The organism is Amycolatopsis antarctica (genome assembly GCF_002262875.1).
Lineage (GTDB): Bacteria > Actinomycetota > Actinomycetes > Mycobacteriales > Pseudonocardiaceae > Amycolatopsis > Amycolatopsis antarctica.
Window position 1 is genome coordinate 430489 of sequence record NZ_NKYE01000001.1, and the last position, 19164, is coordinate 449652.

Annotated in this window: 15 protein-coding genes; 6 read left to right on the top strand and 9 right to left on the bottom strand. The window is 70.2% G+C overall.

Features of this window, described 5'->3' with window-relative positions; all coding sequences use genetic code 11:
• Positions 1 to 14: 14 nt before the first annotated feature.
• Positions 15 to 1223: an MFS transporter gene (locus tag CFN78_RS02120; protein ID WP_094860788.1), complete on the top strand. Its 1209-nt coding sequence runs from the start codon at positions 15 to 17 to the stop codon at positions 1221 to 1223.
• 122 nt (positions 1224 to 1345) lie between these two features.
• Here CFN78_RS02120 and CFN78_RS02125 read toward each other — a convergent pair whose 3' ends face one another.
• The gene (locus CFN78_RS02125; protein WP_094860789.1) at positions 1346 to 2605 is read right to left on the bottom strand and encodes a preprotein translocase subunit SecD family protein; all 1260 of its coding nucleotides are present in this window, start codon (positions 2603 to 2605) and stop codon (positions 1346 to 1348) included.
• A 147-nt stretch (positions 2606 to 2752) separates the two neighbouring features.
• Between CFN78_RS02125 and CFN78_RS02130 the strand changes: the two genes are divergently transcribed.
• Positions 2753 to 5260 carry a DEAD/DEAH box helicase gene (locus CFN78_RS02130; RefSeq protein WP_094861080.1) on the top strand — a complete coding sequence of 836 codons (2508 nt, stop codon included), beginning with the start codon at positions 2753 to 2755 and terminating at the stop codon, positions 5258 to 5260.
• Between the two features lie 15 nt (positions 5261 to 5275).
• On the opposite strand, the gene CFN78_RS02135 is transcribed toward CFN78_RS02130, so the two are convergent.
• Positions 5276 to 6601, bottom strand: a complete 1326-nt coding sequence (locus CFN78_RS02135; RefSeq protein WP_165777427.1) for a glycosyltransferase — start codon at positions 6599 to 6601, stop codon at positions 5276 to 5278.
• Between the two features lie 53 nt (positions 6602 to 6654).
• Positions 6655 to 7209 (bottom strand): exosortase P, encoded by a 555-nt coding sequence (gene xrtP, locus CFN78_RS02140; protein ID WP_338065506.1) that lies wholly within the window; start codon positions 7207 to 7209, stop codon positions 6655 to 6657.
• A gap of 314 nt (positions 7210 to 7523) precedes the next feature.
• On the opposite strand from xrtP, the gene CFN78_RS02145 reads away from it, so the two are divergent.
• From CFN78_RS02145 to wecB, 3 genes are all read left to right on the top strand, one after another.
• Positions 7524 to 8297, top strand: coding sequence for a choice-of-anchor P family protein (locus tag CFN78_RS02145; protein ID WP_094860791.1), 774 nt, complete (start codon positions 7524 to 7526; stop codon positions 8295 to 8297).
• 19 nt (positions 8298 to 8316) lie between these two features.
• Positions 8317 to 8496 carry an LPXTG cell wall anchor domain-containing protein gene (locus CFN78_RS02150; RefSeq protein ID WP_094860792.1) on the top strand — a complete coding sequence of 60 codons (180 nt, stop codon included), beginning with the start codon at positions 8317 to 8319 and terminating at the stop codon, positions 8494 to 8496.
• An 82-nt stretch (positions 8497 to 8578) separates the two neighbouring features.
• Positions 8579 to 9700, top strand: coding sequence for a non-hydrolyzing UDP-N-acetylglucosamine 2-epimerase (gene wecB, locus CFN78_RS02155; protein WP_094860793.1), 1122 nt, complete (start codon positions 8579 to 8581; stop codon positions 9698 to 9700).
• 46 nt (positions 9701 to 9746) lie between these two features.
• On the opposite strand, the gene CFN78_RS02160 is transcribed toward wecB, so the two are convergent.
• On the bottom strand, positions 9747 to 12575 hold the full coding sequence (locus CFN78_RS02160) for a PQQ-dependent sugar dehydrogenase (RefSeq protein WP_094861082.1): 2829 nt from the start codon (positions 12573 to 12575) through the stop codon (positions 9747 to 9749).
• Between the two features lie 610 nt (positions 12576 to 13185).
• Between CFN78_RS02160 and CFN78_RS02165 the strand changes: the two genes are divergently transcribed.
• Complete coding sequence (locus CFN78_RS02165; RefSeq protein ID WP_240519209.1) at positions 13186 to 13881, top strand: TetR/AcrR family transcriptional regulator; 696 nt, start codon at positions 13186 to 13188, stop codon at positions 13879 to 13881.
• A 202-nt stretch (positions 13882 to 14083) separates the two neighbouring features.
• Here CFN78_RS02165 and CFN78_RS02170 read toward each other — a convergent pair whose 3' ends face one another.
• The 5 genes from CFN78_RS02170 to CFN78_RS02190 all read right to left on the bottom strand — a co-directional run bounded on the left by CFN78_RS02170 (position 14084) and on the right by CFN78_RS02190 (position 19134).
• Positions 14084 to 14932 (bottom strand): aldehyde dehydrogenase family protein, encoded by an 849-nt coding sequence (locus CFN78_RS02170; protein WP_240519240.1) that lies wholly within the window; start codon positions 14930 to 14932, stop codon positions 14084 to 14086.
• 106 nt (positions 14933 to 15038) lie between these two features.
• Positions 15039 to 16472 carry an aldehyde dehydrogenase family protein gene (locus tag CFN78_RS02175; RefSeq protein WP_094860796.1) on the bottom strand — a complete coding sequence of 478 codons (1434 nt, stop codon included), beginning with the start codon at positions 16470 to 16472 and terminating at the stop codon, positions 15039 to 15041.
• 2 nt (positions 16473 to 16474) lie between these two features.
• Positions 16475 to 17428, bottom strand: a complete 954-nt coding sequence (gene deoC, locus CFN78_RS02180; RefSeq protein WP_094860797.1) for a deoxyribose-phosphate aldolase — start codon at positions 17426 to 17428, stop codon at positions 16475 to 16477.
• Between the two features lie 189 nt (positions 17429 to 17617).
• On the bottom strand, positions 17618 to 18241 hold the full coding sequence (locus CFN78_RS02185) for a DUF1707 SHOCT-like domain-containing protein (protein ID WP_240519241.1): 624 nt from the start codon (positions 18239 to 18241) through the stop codon (positions 17618 to 17620).
• A gap of 95 nt (positions 18242 to 18336) precedes the next feature.
• Positions 18337 to 19134 carry an RluA family pseudouridine synthase gene (locus CFN78_RS02190; protein ID WP_240519210.1) on the bottom strand — a complete coding sequence of 266 codons (798 nt, stop codon included), beginning with the start codon at positions 19132 to 19134 and terminating at the stop codon, positions 18337 to 18339.
• Between the last annotated feature and the right edge of the window lie 30 nt (positions 19135 to 19164).

The following is a 19164-nucleotide window of genomic DNA, read 5'->3' on the forward strand; positions in this document are numbered from 1 at the left end:
ATTTTGGACGTCGCATGGTCGAGCCCGAGCGGACGGCGGCGAGTGGCCGCCGCTGGCTGATCCTCGTCATCGGCCTTCTCGCGCAGACGGCGAGCTGCTCCTTCCTCTACGGCGTCCCGTTCCTGGTGCCCGCCATGCGCACCACGGAGGGTCTCTCGCTCGCGCAGGCGGGCACCGTGGTCGCCGCGCCGAGCGTCGGCCTGTTGCTGACCCTGATCGCCTGGGGTGCCGCCGCGGACCGGTTCGGTGAACGCCTCATCATGGCCCTCGGACTAGGTCTGTCCGGGCTGCTGCTGCTCGGCACGACGTTCGGCCTCCGCGAACTCGGCCCGCTGTTCGCCTGCTATCTGCTCGCGGGAGCCGCCAGCGCCTCGGTCAACGCGGCGAGCGGCCGGGTGGTCATGGGCTGGTTCAGTCCGTCCGAACGCGGGATGGCGATGGGGATCCGGCAGACCGCGCAGCCACTCGGCGTCGGGATCGCGGCACTGGCGCTGCCACCGCTGGCCCAGGCGGGCGACTTCGCCACGGCGATGGCCTTCCCCGCCGTGTTCATGCTGCTGGCCGCGCTGCTGGTGGCCCTGCTGGTGCGTGACCCGCCGCGGCCACCAGCCGGGCCCGACGGCGGGAAACCCCGCTCGCCGTACCGGGCGCCGACGCTGTGGCGGGTGCACGGCGCGAGCGCGGCACTGGTGATCCCGCAGGCCGCGGTGGCGGCGTTCGCGCCGGTCTACCTGGTCACCGTGCACGGCTGGAGTGCGCTTGCCGCCGGCTGGTTCTTCGCCGCCGTGCAGGCGCTCGGTGCCTGCGGACGCCTCGCTTCGGGCTACTGGTCGGACCGGGTCGGCAGCAGGTTGCGGCCCATGCGCCAGCTCGCCGTGGCCAGTTCGGCGGTGATGCTGGTGGTGGCGGTCGGGGACGCGAGCTGGCCGTGGCTGGTCGTGGTGGCGCTGGCGCTGGCCGCGGTGATCACGGTGAGCGACAACGGTCTGGGCTTCACCGCGACGGCCGAGCTGGCCGGCATCTCCTGGGCGGGCCGGGCGATGGGTGCGCAGAACACCGGCCAGAACCTCTTCGCCGCGCTGACACCCCCGCTGCTGGGACTGGTCATCGGCGATTCGCGGTACGCGCTGGCTTTCGCGCTGGTGGCCGTGTTCCCGCTCGCCGCGATCTGGCTGACGCCGGTGCGTGCCGAGGAGGCGGCGACGGCGGCGCGCACGAGCTGAACCCGCGACCCGACCGTTCCGAACACGACGGCACGCGATCGGCCCCCGGACGCCATCGGGCCCGGAACGCGAACGGGCCCCGCCACCACGAAGGGTGCGGGGCCCGTGCGGACGTTCCTCGTTCAGTGCAGGTGCAGCCGGTCCTCGAGGGACTCGACCAGCTTGCGCCAGGCCGTCTCCTCCGCGTCGAACGGAGCGCTGGGAGCCAGCCGCGTCGGGTCGGGGCGAAGCACGAAGGACACCAGCCAGCCGAGGCTCTCCGAGGTGGCGAGCGCGTCGGAGACGTCGTCCTCACCGGCCCAGTCGTCGACGTCGGTGAGCAGTTCCACGGCCAGTTCGAGCTGGGTCGGATCGATCGCGTCGACACCCTGTGCGATGTCGGCGTCCAGTTCCGCCAGCACGTAGGTGTTCTCGTCGTCGATCTCGATCTCCAGCTCACCGGCCGTCGCCTTGGCCAGCACCTCGTCCCAAGTGGACACTTCGGCGATGTCGCTCTCGGTGAACTGCGAACTGTCGGCGAGCGCGCGGGCCAGCGCCTTGGGTGAGCCGTAGGCGTCGATCTCCCCGTCGGAGCCGAGGAACAGCGGCTCGTCGTCGAGGTAGCAGCGCAGCGTGTAGTACTCGTGCCCACTGGTGATGATCTTGATCGGGTCGATGCCGACCTCGGCCCAGAAGCCGACCGGGCCCTCGTCCTCGTCGTCCTCGTCGGCGGACGCCGAGTCGACGCTCTCCAGGTCCTCCGCGTCGGTGTCCACGCCGGCCTCGGCCTCGGCGGACTCCTCGTGGAAGGCGGCGAGTTCCTCCGCGGTCTGCTCCAGCGTCGCCGCGTCCACGTCCGGGACGTCGACGAGCTGATCGATCGCGTCGAGCACCGTGTCCCACTTCTCGGACACGGCGGAGGACAGGTCGGCCCACAGGCGCTCGCCGTCGCGGCCGGTGAACGGGAGCCTGCCCTGCTCCAGCAGGGAGAAACCCTCGTGGCTGTCCAGGACCTCGTGCACCTCTTCGAGCTCGCACACGTCGGCCAGTGAACGGACGATGCCGACGATCTCGGCCAGTTCGCCGATCGTCCACGAGTCGGGGTTCTCGGCGACCAGCTCGGGGACACCGACCAGGTCGTAGGAATGGTCGTCGTCCGGGATCAGCTCGGGGACGTTCAGCGCGGGCACGACGTTCCACGCCGGGTGGTCCACCAGATCGTGCTGCTCGGCCTTGCGGACGAAGGCGGCCAGGTGGGCCGCGTCCGGGAAGGCGTAGAGATCGTCCTCGTCGCCGAGGAATGCCTCCCACTCCTCGCCGTCCTCGCGCCAGCGTGGTGCCCACAGGGTCACCAGGTCACCCTGTGGCAGCCCGAGTTCGATCGGGATGATGTCCTGTGCCATTCGACCCTCCGGTAAAACCACCTGTGCGCGGGCATGAGGATTCCCCAGCCCGGGGCGAAGCCTACGGGTTTGCGACCGGCCATGCGCATCCCCCTGCGCCTGGCGTCCGCGCCGGTGCCGGGAACGGATGGCACGATGACGTCCACGATGAGCCTCGCAGACGCGGTACCAGCCGAACCAGACGCCGATACGCTGTTCGACGCCTTCTCCTCCTGGACGACCGAGCGCGGGATCGAGCTGTACCCGGCGCAGGAGGAGGCGCTGATCGAGGTCGTGTCCGGCGCCAACGTCATCCTCTCGACGCCGACCGGATCCGGCAAGAGCCTCGTGGCCGTGGGCGCGCATTTCGCCGCACTGGCCGACGGGCGGCGCAGCTTCTACACGGCGCCGATCAAGGCGCTGGTGAGTGAGAAGTTCTTCTCCCTGGTGGAGATCTTCGGTACCGAGAACGTCGGGATGATGACCGGTGACTCCAGCGTCAACGCCGACGCCCCGATCATCTGCTGCACCGCCGAGATCCTGGCGAACATCGCCCTGCGCCACGGCGCGGACGCCGACGTGGGCCAGGTGGTGGCCGACGAGTTCCACTTCTACGCCGAACCGGATCGCGGCTGGGCCTGGCAGGTGCCGATCCTGGAGCTGCCGCGCGCGCAGTTCGTGCTGATGTCGGCGACGCTGGGCGACGTCTCGTTCTTCGAGAAGGACCTGACCCGACGGACCGGCCGGACCACCGCCGTGGTCACCTCGGCGCAGCGGCCCGTCCCGCTGACCTTCCGCTACGCCCTCACCCCGATGCACGAGACGATCAGCGAGCTGCTGCACGGCGGGCAGGCGCCGGTGTACGTCGTGCACTTCTCCCAGGCCGCCGCCATCGAACGGGCACAGGCGCTGTCCAGTATCAACGTGGCCTCGCGCGCGGAGAAGGACGCCATCGCCGAGGCGATCGGCGAGTTCCGGTTCTCCGCGGGCTTCGGCAAGACGCTCTCGCGGCTGTTGCGCCACGGCATCGGCGTGCACCACGCCGGGATGTTGCCGAAGTACCGCAGGCTGGTCGAGCAGCTCGCGCAGGCCGGGCTGCTGAAGCTGATCTGCGGAACGGACACCCTCGGGGTCGGCATCAACGTGCCGATCCGGACGGTGGTGCTCTCGGCGCTGACCAAGTACGACGGGGTGCGGCAGCGGCACCTCAAGGCACGCGAGTTCCACCAGATCGCCGGGCGCGCCGGACGGGCGGGCTTCGACACCGATGGCTACGTGGTCGTCGAGGCGCCGGAGCACGTGATCGAGAACGCGAAGGCGCTGGAGAAGGCGGGTGACGACCCGAAGAAGAAGCGCAAGATCACCAGGAAGAAGGCGCCGGAGGGGTTCGTCAACTGGACGGACAGCACCTTCGAACGGCTCGTCGCGGCCGAACCCGAACCGTTGACGTCCAGCTTTCAGGTCAGCCACTCGATGCTGCTGAACGTGATCGCCCGCCCCGGCGACGCGTTCGCCTCGATGCGGCACCTGCTGGAGGACAACCATTCCGACCGGGCGACCCAGCGGAAGCTGATCCTGCGGGCGATCGCGAACTTCCGGGCGCTGCTCTCGGCCGGTGTCGTCGAACGGCTCGACCAGCCGGATGAGCAGGGCAGGCGGGTGCGGCTGACCGTGGACCTGCAGTTCGACTTCGCGTTGAACCAGCCGTTGTCCCCGTTCGCGCTGGCGGCGATCGAACTGCTGGACCGGGAGTCCCCGAGCTACGCGCTCGATGTCGTGTCCATTGTGGAATCCACTGTGGATGATCCGCGTCCGGTGCTGTCGCAGCAGCAGTTCAAGGCGCGCGGTGAGGCCGTGGCCGAGATGAAGATGCAGGGCATCGAGTACGACGAGCGGATGGAGCTGCTGGAGAACGTCACGTATCCGAAGCCGCTGGAGGAGATGCTCGACGCGGCGTACGAGACGTATCGGCGGGGTCATCCCTGGGTGGCCGACTACGCGCTCTCGCCGAAGTCGGTGGTGCGCGACATGTACGAACGCGCGATGAACTTCGTGGAGTACGTGGGTTTCTACTCGCTGGCCCGGTCCGAGGGTCTGGTGCTGCGGTATCTCGCCAACACCTACGACGCGCTCCGGCACACGGTGCCGGACGAGGCGAAGACCGAACCCCTGCAGGACCTCATCGAGTGGCTCGGCGAACTGGTCCGGCAGGTCGACTCCAGCCTGCTCGACGAGTGGGAGGCCCTGCGCCACCCCGATTCCGAGGACCCGCACGCGCCGCCGGCGCTGCCCGAGGGTCCGCCACCGGTCACCCGCAACGAGCGCGCGTTCCGCGTGCTGGTGCGCAACCAGCTCTTCCGCAGGGTCGAGCTGGCCGCCCGCCGGGCGTACGCCGATCTCGGCGAACTCGACGCGGCCACCGGCTTCGACGCGGAGACCTGGGCCGAGGCGATGGGCGACTACTTCGAGGAGCACGACACGCTCGGCATCGGCCCGGACGCCCGCGGCCCCGCCTTGCTGCTGATCGAGAAGGAACCGGAGCTGTGGCGGGTCCGGCAGATCTTCGATGACCCGCAGGGCCACCACGACTGGGGCATCAGCGCGGAGATCGACCTGGCCGCCTCGGACGAGGCGGGAGCCGCCGTCGTCACGGTGACCGCGGTCGACCGCCCCTGAGGTCTGGCCGAGTGCTCAGTGGTCGAGCGCGACGGCGCCCGGGGCGTGCTCGGTGTTGCGCCGGGTCTTGGACCAGCCGTTGCGGCCGCGCAGCAGCCGGAACAGCGCCCGCCAGGACGTGATGTAGAAGGTGTAGATGTATAGCGCGTACGCCAGACCCATCCCGATGCCGCGAAGGAAACCTTTGCGTTTCAAGCATTTCCGGTAGTAGATCGGTCCCCAGACGACGAACGGCGCGAGCCCGAAGCAGCCGTAGATGACGAACAGGATCCAGCCGCCCTCGCGCAACCAGCCCCACACCTGGCCCGGATCGCCGACGCCGCTGAACAGCAATACCAGGAACGGGATCGGGTAGAGCAGCGAACCGAGGAGCTGCAACCACGGCTGCGCCAGGTAGTACATCATTTCGGCGGCACCGAGGGTGCTCAGATGCGGCGAGTCCCAGATCCGCCGGACGTATCGGGAGCACTGCATCGTGCCCTGGCCCCACCGGGTGCGCTGGGTCAGGAAGCGGCGCAGGCTGTACAGCCCTTCCTGCGCGACGTGCGAGTCGCGGGTGAACGCGGTACGCCAGCCCGCCGTCAGCAGGTGCACGCCGAGTTCGAAGTCCTCCAGTAGCGAGCCGCGCCACGGCGAGGCGGTGCCGTCCGCGATGGTGTGCAGCGCCGAGAGCCGGGTGAACTGCCCGTTGCCGCCCATCGAGATGGTGCCGGTGAACCCGCGTGAGGTCTGAATGGCGCCGATCGCCGTGCGGAACTCCAGGTCCTGCAACTGGGCCAGCTTCAGCCCGAACCAGCGACTCCAGCGGGACCCCTCGGCGGGTTCGGTGTCGCGGTTGCTCATCCACACGTCGAGCTGGACCGCCCCGATCCGCTCGTCGCCGAACAGGTGCTCCGCCGCGCAGACCTCGAGGCAGTTCGGGGCGGGTCTGCCGTCCGCGTCCACGACGGCCACGATGACCCGGTCCTTCGGCGCGTGCCGCCCGCTCCACGCGGTGAGTTCGCGGTACGCCTGGTTCAGGGCGTCGCCCTTGCCGGTCCGGGCGTTCGGCCTGCGCCTGCGCACCAGGTGGACGTACGGGTCGGTGGTGCCCTCGCGCAGCCGTGCCGCCGCCACCACCTCGGCGGTGCGGTCCTCGGAGTCGTCGTCGATCACCCAGACGTGCGCGTCCGGGAAGTGGTGGCGCAGGTAGCACACCGTTCCGCCGATCACCGGTTCCTCGTCGCGGCAGGGCACGAAGAAGTGCCACTCGAAGGTCGCCGGGTCGCCGGTGCCCCTCGGCCGCAGGCGCAGGAACGGGACCACGATCACCACCACGTAGACGATGAACGCCACGCTCATGGTCAGCGCGAACGCCTGGGTGACGCCGAGCAGGACCGAGACCGTGCCGCCGTTCACGGCCGTGCCCGCTCGGCGCGGGGACGGCGGGTGGCCAGCCGGACGAACAGCACCAGCGCGATGGCGCCGCCGATGACGCTGACCAGTGAGCCGAGCAGGGTGTGCCCCCAGTAGTAGCCCTCGTCGGTGCCGAAGCGGTCGACCAGTCCGGCGATGCCGAACAGCCGGGCCTGGTTGACCAGGATGATCGCCAGACCGCCGACGGCGAACGAGGTCAGCAGCCGGGGCACACTGCGCGGGCCGAGCCAGAGCAGGACGGCGGAGACGAGCAGCAGCGGCAGCAGCATGAACACCGACGAGCACTCCGGGGTCATCCGCAGGCCCAGTGCGCTGTCGCCGCCGAGTCCGAAGTAGACGGTCTCGCGGTGCCCGGCGACGTACACCCCCTGCGTGCTCACCGCACGGATCAGCAGGCCGAAGAATTGCACTTCCAGTTCCCGGTAACCGCGTTCGAAAGCAACGAGTGCGGCGGCGAAAATAAGTGACGCGATGCTGAGGTACTTGGCCGGAGAGCCTCTGTGGCCGATTGCTGGTGCACCGATTTCCGACACCGGAACCTCGCGTTCGAAGAAGTATTGGTGGACGAACCACGCGTTCCGCGCGGCGCGGTCGCATGGGACATAGCGTTGCGCCGTACGGCGGCGTTACACGGCTGAACGGGTGGTATGCGGCAGACCGTCCGGTGTAGTGCGGTGGAGCGAATGGCTCAATCCAAAGCCCACCCTCGCGGGTGAACTGTTGACCGTTTCTGTACCAAAGTTCCCCCCAAGTCGATTGACCAGCAGCGGACCGAGCGACGCCGAGTGGGAAATTCCCGCGTTGGAAAAACGCCGGCGCGGTCCATTGCGACAATTCAGGAGGAACGATGAGAGTGCGTTCTCTGCGTCGAGCCGGCTTCGTCGCGTGCGCGGTCGCGACGGTGGCACTCATGGGTGCCACCACCGCGAGCGCCGCACCCGGCGACGGCTCCGCCTACGGCGTGAAGGCGGGGGTGTCGTTGCTCGGGGCGCCCGCGATCAACCTGGGGCCGGTCGCCGCCGCGAGTACCGAAGGGCCCACCGAGAGCACCGCCGTCAGCGCCGCGCTGAACGGGGTGATCAGCACCGGGGTGATCACCGCCAAGGCCGTCCGCGACGACGAGACCGGCGTGGTCTCCTCCTCGGCGAGTACGGCGGGGGTGCGGCTTCCGCTGCTGTCGGTCCTCGGTGAGTTCGGTGCCGACGCGGTCACCGCCACCTGCGAGGCGACCCAGGCCGGGGTGACCGGGAAGTCCGAACTGCTCGGTCTCAAGCTCGGCCGGGTCGGCGGCGGCTCGGCGAACCCCGCGCCGAACACGGTGATCAGCATCAAGCTCGGCATCATCGAGATCGCCGAGCTCACGCTCAACGAGCAGATCCCCAACCCGGACGGCAGCCTCACGGTCAACGCGATCCACCTGAAGCTGCTCGGCGGTGTCGTCGGTTCGCTCGGTACCGGCGACGTCTACGTCTCGTCCGCCACCTGCGGTCCGGCCGCCCCGCCGGTCCCGCTCGCCTCCGGTGCCGGGCTGTGGATCGGCCTCGCCGCCGTCGGCGCGGTCGCCGTCCCGGTGGGCATCCGCTTCACCCGCGGTCGTCGCGGCGCCACCCAGGCCGGCTGAGCGGATCGGTGGCGAACTGATGTACCGGATTCCCGGCGGCGGTGTCGCCGCTTCAGGCGGCAGCGTCGGAGCGCTGGCCGCGACCGGTGCCGACATCGGCTGGTGGATCGCCGCGGGCACCCTGCTGGTGCTGCTCGGCGTCCTGGTCGTCGTCGCGTCCTACCGGCGTAACCGGCGGATGTCGAAGAGCCGCGTCTGACGCGGCCCGCCACGGGTGGCCGGCCCTGTCCGGGCCGGCCACCCACCCCTGGTGAACCTCTTATCCCAGAACGGAGTCGGCGATGGAGATCATGTTGCTGGCGGGGACGAGACCGGAGGCGGTCAAGGTCGCCCCGCTCGTCCACGCCCTGCGCGATCACCCGCGGCTGACCGCGCGGCTCGTGCACAGCGGGCAACATCAGGACGTGGTGGATCAGGCCTTCGCCTGCTTCGGTCTCACCGCCGACGACTACCTGCGCGTGCCCGGGCGCAGCACCGGCACCCAGGCGGAGCTGGTGTCGGGTCTGCTGCCCGAGATGGAACGGCTGCTGCGCGAACGACGGCCCGCCGCCGTCGTCGTGCAGGGTGACACCTCGACCGTGCTTGCCGGTGCGCTGAGCGCGTTCTGGCTCGGCATCCCGGTGGTGCACCTGGAAGCGGGACTGCGCACCTACGAGCTCGACTCGCCCTTCCCCGAGGAGGGCAACCGGCAGATGGTGTCCAGGATCGCCGCGCTGCACCTCGCGCCCACCGCGGCCGCCGCGACGGCGCTGCGGGCCGAGGGCGTGCCCGCGGACCGGATCGCGCTGACCGGCAACACCGTCGTCGACGCCGTGCTGCGCGTCGCCGCCACCCGCCCCGCCGCGGGTGATCCGGAACTGGCCAGGCTGGAGGCAGGGTTGCGCCGGGACGGGCGCAGGCTGGTTCTGGTCACCTCGCACCGCCGGGAGTCGTGGGGTGAGCCGATGGACCGCACGCTGGACGCGGTGCGCCGGATCGTCGCCCGGCACCCGGACGTCGAGGTGCTGCTGCCGCTGCACCCCAATCCCGCCGTGCGGTCCCGGATCTCGGCCGGACTGGGCGGGGTGGAACGGGTGACGCTCACCGAACCGCTGGGCTACGCCGACCTGATCGGCGCGCTGCGCCTCGCGGACCTGGTGCTCACCGACTCCGGCGGTATCCAGGAGGAGGCGCCGACCTTCGGCACGCCGGTACTGGTGCTGCGCGAGGTCACCGAACGGCGCGAGGCGGTGGACGCCGGGAGCGCCTGGCTCGTCGGCACCGACGCCGACCTGATCGTCAAGACGGCGGGGCTGGTGCTGGACGGTCAGCTCACGGTGCCCGCCGGGGTGAACCCGTTCGGCGACGGCACCGCCGCACTCCGCTCGGTGACGGCGATCGATGGCCTGCTCGCCGCGGCCTGACCCGCGGGCCGCACCGTCCACGATGGACGGTGCGGCCGGGGAGGGGTCAGTAGCGGCGGTCGATCGTGCCGCCCTGGTAGGCGTTCCAGTGCACGTAGCCGCGCTGGAAGTCGTTCCGCCGCCCACCGGGAACGCCGAACTCACCGCTGGTCGGGTAGCCGAGGTAGGAGCGCTCCCAGCCGATCGCCGCCCAGCGGACCCGGATCAGCCCGTACACCTCGTGCGCCCCGGTGCCCGGGGTCCAGTACACCGAGGCGGGGAAGCCGTCGAGACCGGTGAAGTGGTTGTACCGCCCGTATCCGTCCGGGGTGACCGTCTCGCCGGAGGTGGGATAGCCGGCGGGGCCGCGTTCCCAGCCCAGTGCCGCCCAGCGGGCGCGGATGGCTCCCCAGATCGGGTGCGCCCCGGTGCCCGGCGTCCAGTAGATCGACGCGGGCATTCCCTGGCCGGTGAAGTGGTTGTACCGGCCGTACCCGTCCGGGGTGACGGTCTCGTCGCTGGTCGGGTAGCCGAGCACCCCGCGCTCCCAGCCACTGGCCTGCCAGCGCTCGCGGATCAGGCCCCACACCGCGTGCGCCCCGGTCCCCGGCGTCCAGTACAACGAGGCGGCCATGGTCGCGGGTGTGCCGGTGAAGTGGTTGAAGCGCCCGATGCGGTCTTCGGTGGTGGTCTCGTCCGTCGTCGGCACGCCGAACCGCGCGTGCCCGCCGAGGGCCCGGTACCGCTCCAGGATCGCCCCGTGCACCTCCCGCACCCCGGTGCCCGCCGTCCAGTAGAGCCGCCCGCCCACGTGGTCGCGGTACCGGATCCCGCCGTCGCTCAGTTCGGGGCCCGCCGCCGCGCCCAGCTCCGCCCGCACCGCCTGGTCGGTGGCGAAGCGCCGGTCGATCGGCGTCAGGTACGTCGCGCGCAGCGTCAGGTCCCTGTCCGGCATCGTCATGGCGCGCGAGCGCGGCCCGCCGTCGTCCCACCGCTCGAAGCTCGCCACCCCGTCCAGCGCGGTCGCGGCGGCCTCGACGGTCACCGTCGCCCCGGCGGTGACCAGTGCCGAGGCCGCCCCGCTCGGACTGAGGGTCAGCCGCGCGGACACCGAGGAGTCCAGCGTGACCCGGTGCCGCCGTGGCTGCGCCACGTAGGTCCGGGTGCTCGTCACGCCTGCCGAGTCGGTCGCCGTCGCGGTGATGTCCATCCGTGTGTCGGGGTGGTCGGTGAACAGGGTCTCGTAGGTGGGGCCGGACGCCGCCCGTCCGGGATGGGAGTGGCAGGTGGACTCGGTGGAGCAGTGCACCTCGCGCACGGACCACTCGACGCCGAGCGGTCCGTCCTCGGCGTCGGTGGCACTCGCCGTGAGCGCCACGGGTTCCGCGACTCCGTACGCGTCGTCGGCGTCGGCCGCGGTCAGCTCCAGTTCGGGTCCGCGGTTGGCGGGCACGACGGCGGCCGTGGCGGAGCCCGCCGCGCCGAGGCGGTCGGTGACGGTCAGCGTCGCGGTGAAGCGTTCCGGTGCCGCGGCGTAGGTGTGGGTGACGGTGGCGCCGGTGGCCGTGCTGCCGTCGCCGAACTCCCAGGTGTGCACGAGCGGGTCGCCGTCGAAGTCGTAGGAGGCGCCGCCGTCGAAGGAGACCGTGCGGGTGGCCGGGTCGGTGCGGGTGCCGATCACGGCGACGGGTGCGTTGTTTCCCGGTGCGTAGCTGAGCCTGCGGAGCTGCCCGGTGAGCAGGTCGGCGTAGACGATGTCGCCGTTCGGCGCGGTACCGAAGCTGACCGGTCCGCCGATGCCGCCGGCGAACCCGCCGCTCTCCGGGGCGCGGGTCAGTCTGCCCGTGCCGTCGAAGGTGAGTGTCCACAGTGTCTGGCTGACGTAGTCGCCGAAGAAGTACGCGCCGCGGTACCGCTGCGGGTAGCTGTCGCCGCGGTAGACGACCCCGCCGGTCACGCTGACCCCCGCCGAGCGCGGGTACTGCCAGAGCGGGGGGTTGTTCGCGACGCCCGCGCAGCCGGCCATCTCGCGGTACCCGGGCGGCTGGAGGTCGCCCTCCCAGCACGGCCACTTGTAGTTCTGGCCGGCCCGGACGAGGTTGATCTCCTCGAAGGTGTTCCAGCCGACGTCGCCGACGATCGGGGTGCCGGTCGCGGGGTCGAGGGTGAACCGGAAGGGGCTGCGCAGCCCGGAGGCGTAGACCTTGCCGCGGGTACTGCCCGGGGTGGCGCTCTGGTGGAAGGGGTTGCCCGCCACCCCGGTGCCGTCCGGGTTGAGGTGCAGCATCTTTCCGTAGGGCTGGTCGAGGTCCTGGGCGCGGATGGCCTGCGGGTTGGCGTAGGTGGACGCCGCGCTGTCGCCGATGCTCACCCACAGCGTGCCGTCGGTCCCGGCCTCGACGTCGGACATGCCGTGCACGTCGCTGTCGGCGGGGATCTCCAGCAGGGTGCGCTCCGCGCCGAGGCCGGTCGGCTCGGCCCCGCCGGTCACCGTCCAGCGGCTCAGCCGCCAGAGGGCGCCGCCGCCGCTGCGGGGGACCGCGCGGGTGGTGTAGATCTGGCGGCTCACGGCGTAGTCCGGGGCGATGGCGATACCCAGCAGGCCCGAGTCGCCTCCGGTGAACACGGAGAGCGCGGCGATCGGCCGGGGTCCGGCGCCGCCGGGGGCGAGCCAGGTGACGGTGCCGTTCTTACCGGTGGTCAGCACGCTCTCGTCGGGCAGGAAGCCGAAGTCGGTGAGGTTGTACTGGCCCTGGCCGGTGCCGAGGTCGGTGAGCACGAACCCGGCGGGCAGCGAGGGCGCGGCCTCGGCGACTTCCGGGGCGGTGACCACGGTCAGTACGGCGGCGGCCGTGACTGCGGTGGTGAGGGTGGAGATCACTGGTCGTACCGGCATCATGACCACCTGCCAGATCGTGCGGCACCTGAGGTGTCGGCATTGTCGGGAGCGGGTGATTCGTCGTTACCGGTGACCGCCGAAATGATGCCGAAAAAGTGATCTTGGCGGGTTTCGCGTAACCCGCTCATGGCGGAGAGTGGGTGGACCCACTTCTGTTGTGCGCGCGGAACGCGTTGCCAGGCGGTGGTTTACCGCGCCGGTGATCTTTTCCCGGCCCGGATGCTGGAACGTGCGGAGCCGCTGGGGGCCATTTGACGTAGTGTTGCCGATCAATCCGCGGTGCCCCGATTCGGATTCCCCGGAACCGAATCGGTCATCTGGAATGATTTCGTCCGGTGTCCCGGGGAATCGCCCGTGGATCGCCGCTCCCGGCTCGGGTCGGCCGGGGGCGCATGTCGGTCCGCGAGCTTTCCCGGGGCGGAACCAGGCCGGGTGCCCGTCCGCCCTGAACAGCATCAAGATCAACTTTGCGTTACGGTGCGGCACCTGATTGCCTGTTGCTGATTGCAACCTGCATATTCTTGACTTCAGGAAAATTGCTAACATCCCCCGAAATATGATCGCACGCGCAATAATCGGGCTTGAGCAAGATTGAGAGGTGGTGGGCGTGACGGGGAACTCCGAGTGGTCCACGAACGGGCCTACGCTACGTGCCGACGCGCGTCGTAACCGTGATCGGATCCTGGCCGCAGCGAAGGAGATGTTCGCCGAGCGCGGCCCGGACGCGCCGATGGAGGAGATCGCCCGCCGCGCCGGTGTCGGCGTCGGAACGCTCTACCGGCGATTTCCCGATCGCGAGGCGCTGCTCCGCGCGGTCACCGTGGACAACTTCAACGGTGTCGTTTCCGATGGGCGGACGGCGGCCGCCGAGGAGCCGAACGCCTGGCTGGCGCTGTGCAGGTTCGTGCGCGAGTGCGTCGAGTCGCGGATGGGAGTGGCGCTCCTGCCACAGTCGGGCCGCTCGTCGGCGATTATTCGCGATGATCCGCACGCTCGGGACGCGCACCTGGCGATGGTGAAGATGGTCCAGGGGCTCGTGAACGCGGCCAAGGACGAGGGCGCATTGCGTGACGATGTCGAGGCCGGGGACGTCGTCGTGCTGCTGTCGCTGCTGTTGCGGCCGGTGTATCACCCGACGCCGGAGGTCGGCATGGTGGCGGCGGCGCGCTCGGTGACCGTCGTGCTGGACGGGCTGCGTGCGCGTTCCGCCGTCTCTCCGCTGCCGGGCAGATCGTTGACCGGGGACGACCTGACCCCGCGCGAACCGCGTGCGATGGCGGACGAGCACCCGGAATATCGTTAGCAAGCAGAACGAAGGACACTCGCCGCCGATTTTCCTCTCGACCACCACCGAAAAGGAAAACTCGTCGACGAGTTTCGTTCGTGAGGAAAACTAAACAACAATTGTTAACGCTGTTCACTTTTTCTGGGGTGGTCCGAGGGGAAACCCGTAGCCGGGTCACCCCTCAAACCGTGAATTCCCCGGGCCGCGAGCCCCGGCCGGGTCAGACGCCCAGCGGATGCCACACGGTCTTGGCCTCCAGGTACCTGCGCAGCCGCGCGATGTCCGGTGCCGTCGTCCAGTCGGGTTCGGCGTCCGGGACGGTCAGCACCCGCTTCACGGTGCCCGCCGCCGAGCGGGCGAGTTCCACCCGCGCCTCGACATCGGCGCCGGTGGGATCGAGCGCGTCGACGTCGGCGTGCCCGGCCAGCCACGAGCCCAGTTCGCTCGCCCGTCCGGTGAGCACGTTGACGACGCCGCCGGGTACGTCCGAGGTGGCGAGCACCTCGGAGAGCGTGATCGCGGGCAGTGGCCGTTCGGCGCTGCTCACCACGACGGCGGTGGACCCGGTCGCCAGCACCGGCGCCACCACGCTGACCAGTCCGAGCAGCGAGGAGGCCTGCGGCGCGAGCACGCCCACCACGCCGGTCGGCTCCGGCACGGTGAACGAGAAGTACGGCCCCGCCACCGGGTTGGCCGCGCCGAGCACGGTCGCGATCTTGTCCGTCCAGCCCGCGTACCAGACCCAGCGGTCGATCGCGGTGTCCACGATGGACCGGGCGGCGGCGATCGGCACCCCCTCCGAGGCGGCGACCTCGGCGGCGAACTGCTCGCGGCGGCCCTCCATCACCTCGGCCACCCGGTACAGCACCTGACCGCGGTTGTACGCCGTCGCCGAGGACCAGCCGCCGAACGCCTTGCGCGCGGCGACCACGGCGTCGCGCAGGTCCTTGCGGGAAGCGTGCGCCGCGTTGGCGACGAACTCGCCCCGCGCGTCGGTCACCGGGTACACGCGGCCGGACTCGGAGCGAGGGAACTTGCCGCCCACGTAGAGCTTGTACGTCTTGGCCACCGAGATCCGGGCGGGTGCGGTGGCCTTGCCGGTGGTGGACTTCGCGCCGGAGGCGTTGCCCTCCGGCGTCTTCTTGGCGGCGGTCTTCTTCGCGGGTGTGTTCTTGTCAGGCATCGAGGTAGGCCTCCAGACCGATGCGGCCGCCCTCACGGCCGAAGCCCGATTCCCGGTAGCCGCCGAACGGGGCCGTCGGGTCGAAGCGGTTGAACGTGTTGGCCCAGACCACGCCGGCGCGGAGCTGGTTGGCCATCCACAGGATTCGGGAGCCCTTCTCGGTCCAGATCCCGGCGGAGAGGCCGTACGGCGTGTTGTTGGCCTTGGTCACGGCCTCGTCCGGGGTGCGGAACGTCAGCACCGAGAGCACCGGGCCGAAGATCTCGTCCCTGGCGATCCGCATCGACTGGTGGACGTCGGAGAACACCGTCGGGGCGAAGAAGAAACCCTTGTCCGGCAAGGAACACGGGCTGGTCCACCGCTGCGCGCCCTCGTGCTCGCCGGAGTCGACGAGCTCGCGGATGCGGCCGAGCTGCTCGGCCGAGTTGATCGCGCCGATGTCGGTGTTCTTGTCCAGCGGATCACCAAGGCGCAGCGTGGACACCCGGTAGCGCAGCTTCTCCAGCAGCTCCCCGGCGATGGATTCCTGCACCAGCAGCCGCGATCCGGCGCAGCAGACGTGGCCCTGGTTGAAGAAGATGCCGTTGACGATGCCCTCGACGGCCTGGTCCAGCGGCGCGTCGTCGAAGACCACGTTCGCCGCCTTGCCACCGAGTTCCAGCGTGAGCCGCTTGCGGGTGCCCGCGACGCTGCGCTGGATCTCCTTGCCGACGTCGGTGGAACCGGTGAACGCGATCTTGTCGATGTCACCGTGACCGACGATCTCGGCGCCGACGTCCCCCGCGCCGGGCAGGATGTTCACCACGCCCGGCGGCAGCTCCGCCTGCCGGCAGATCTCGGCGAACACCAGCGCGGTCAGCGGCGTCGTCTCGGCGGGCTTGAGTACGACGGTGTTCCCGCAGGCCAGTGCCGGGGCGATCTTCCAGGCCAGCATCAGCAGCGGGAAGTTCCACGGGATGATCTGGCCGGCGACGCCGAGCGATTTCGGGTCCGGGCCGAGCCCGGCGTAGCCGAGCTTGTCCGCCCAGCCCGCGTGATAGAAGAAATGCGCGGCCGCGGTGGGGATGTCGGAGTCGCGCGACTCCTTGATCGGCTTGCCGTTGTCCAGGCTCTCCAGCACGGCAAGCTCACGCGAGCGCTCCTGGATCAGCCGGGCGATCCGGAACAGGTACTTGGCCCGTTCGCTCCCGGGCATCGGGCCCCAGACGCGGGTGTGCGCCCGGCGGGCGGCCTTGACCGCGGTGTCCACATCGGACGCCGACGCGGTGCCGACCTCGGCCAGCACCTCCTCGGTGGCCGGGTTGATCGTCTTCAGCGGTTCGCCGCCGCCGTCGACGAACTCGCCGCCGATGAACGGCCGGTACGCGGGTTTGAGGTTCGCCAGGTCCCGGGATTCGGGCGCGGGCGCGTAGTCGAATGCAGGCATGGTCAGTCCACCGTGACGTAGTCGGGACCGCTGTAGTGGCCCGTCTGTTGGGTTCGCCGCTGTAGCAGCAGGTCGTTGAGCAGGCTGGACGCGCCGAAGCGGAACAGCGCGGGCGTCAGCCATTCCGGCCCGGCCACCTCGTTCACCGCGACCAGGTACTTGATCGCGTCCTTCGTGGTGCGGATGCCGCCTGCCGGTTTCACGCCGCGCAGCTCGCCGGTCGCGGTGCGCCAGTCACGCACCGCCTGCAGCATCACGTGCGTCACCGGCAGGGTCGCCGCGGGGGAGACCTTGCCGGTGGAGGTCTTGATGAAGTCACCGCCGGCGAGCAGGCCGATCCACGACGCGCGCCGCACGTTGTCGTAGGTGGCGAGTTCGCCGGTCTCCAGGATGACCTTCAGGTGCGCGTCGCCGCAGGCGGCCTTGATCGCCTGGATCTCCTCGAACACCTGGCCGTAGCGGCCTTCCAGGAAGGCCCCTCGGTCGATCACCATGTCGACCTCGGTGGCCCCGGCGTCCACGGCCAGCTTCACGTCGGCGAGCTTGACCTCGCGGCTGGACCGGCCGGACGGGAACGCCGTCGCCACGCTGGCGATGCCGATGCCGGTGCCGCGCAACCCGTCGACGGCGGTGGCAACCAGGTCCGGGTAGACGCACACGGCGCCGACCTGCGGGGTGTCCGGCCGGTCGGGGTCGGGGCGTCTGGCCTTGGCGGTCAGCGCGCGTACCTTTCCGTGAGTGTCGGCGCCCTCGAGGGTGGTGAGGTCGACCATGGAGATCGCGGTGTCGATCGCCCACAGTTTCGACGCCTTCTTGATGCTGCGCGTCCCCAGCCCGGCGGCCCGTTGCTCGACGCCGACCTGGTCCACACCAGGCAGGCCGAAGAGGAACCGGCGCAGGCTCGCGTCGTCGCGCGTCGCATCCGCCAGTTCGCCCGGCAGCGTGAATGTAGCCATGCGGGCGAGTCTAGGCCCCAGGATCACCGGGCAACCCGTGACCGCGAAACCCGTCCCGCCCGCCCCGAACCGCAATATGTCGACGTATTGCGATGCCTTGTGCACGATGCTTCGCAATATGTCGACGTATTGCGAAGTTGGTGGGCCGTACGGGGGAAGCGTTGCCCCCGTACGCGTATCGTGCCGTGGTCAGTTCTCCACCTGCTTGCGCGGATCCTCGCGCGGTTTGCGGATCACGGTCACCGCTCCCCAGAAGCCGAGACCGTTGATCTTCACCACCGGGGCGTCCGGCCCGGCGGGGGCCGCGCCGCTCTTGTCGTCCAGGTCGAACGCCCCCATGAACCCGAAACCGGTCACGTCGACGGTGATGTCGTCCGGCACGACGATGTCGATGCCGCCCATGATCGCGACGGCGGTGATGGTGGTGTGCTGCTGCGCGAACCGCGCGTTGCGCAGGTCGATGTCGACGCCGCCCCAGAACGCCACGCTGTTGTGCTGCTGCGGAACGACCCAGCTTCCCTTGCGGGTGACGCCGGACATGACCGCGATCGAGGTCGCCGACCCGGGCACGCCACCCACCAGGTCGCCGCGGTCGGCGGCGCTGACCGCCGTGGACGTCGCGGGCGTGATGATGCCGCCGGTGCGGTTGCTGCTCGGCAGGTCGGCGATGACGGGTTCGAGTTCGTCGAGCGTTTTCGCCCGGTAGACGACGTCGAGGCGCTCCTCGAGCTCGCCCATGTCGATGCGGCCCTCGCTCATCGCCGTGTGCAGTATCTTCGCGACCCGTTCCCGGTCAATGTCGGACGCGCGCAGCCGGCCGCTTTCGGGACTCCCAGATTGTTCAGTCACCATCGGATCGTAGACCCGAGCACTTTTCGCCGGGTCCATCGTTCGTCGGACTTGTTCCCTCAGTTCTCCAGCAGGGTGGCCAGCCCCGCGTCCGCGGCGGTGAGCAGCGCGGACGGGTCGGCGGCACCGGCGGGCGCCCAGAACGCGGCGTCCGGGGCGGCGTGCCGGGCGATCCGGGTCCCGTCCGCCCACGCGGCGTCGAAGGCCAGGTACCAGGAGTGCAGACAGGTACGGGTGGTGCTCTGCCGGTCGAACAGCGGGTCGCCTTCGATGGGGTGGCCGATCCACGCCAGGTGTACCCGGATCTGGTGCCTGCGCCCGGTGACCGGCCGCGCGACCAGCAGACTGTGTTCCCCGTCGGTCCACACCGTCGCGAACTCGGTGGTCGACGGGTAGGTCTTCACCTCGCTGAGGATCTCGGACGCCGGGACGCTCCAGGTGCCCTCGTGCTCGGTGATGCTGTCTCGCGGCGCGGCGATGCGGGTGCGTCCCTTGCGTCCGGCACTCAGTGGCAGGTCGATCCGGCCGCGCGCGGGCAGTCCGCTGGACCGGGTGAGCACCAGGTACGCCTTGCCCACGGTGCGCTTGTTGAACTGCCGGGTCAGGTCGCCGTGGTGACGGAGTTCCTTCGCGAAGAGGATGGCGCCGGAGGTGACCTTGTCGATGCGGTGCACGGCGAACAGTTCCTCGCCCGCGTCGCGGGCCAGCCGGACGAGGTCGGTGTCGTGCCGTTCGCCGAGTACCGAAACGCCGGTCGGCTTGTTCAGCAGCAGGGCGGCGTCGTCCTCGTAGAGCACCGCGCCCTCGCGGATGTCCGCCCAGGTCCTCTTGCCGCTCGCCACGGTTCCGCTAGCCACGCGAGGGCACGCTACCGGCAGCGTGCCCTC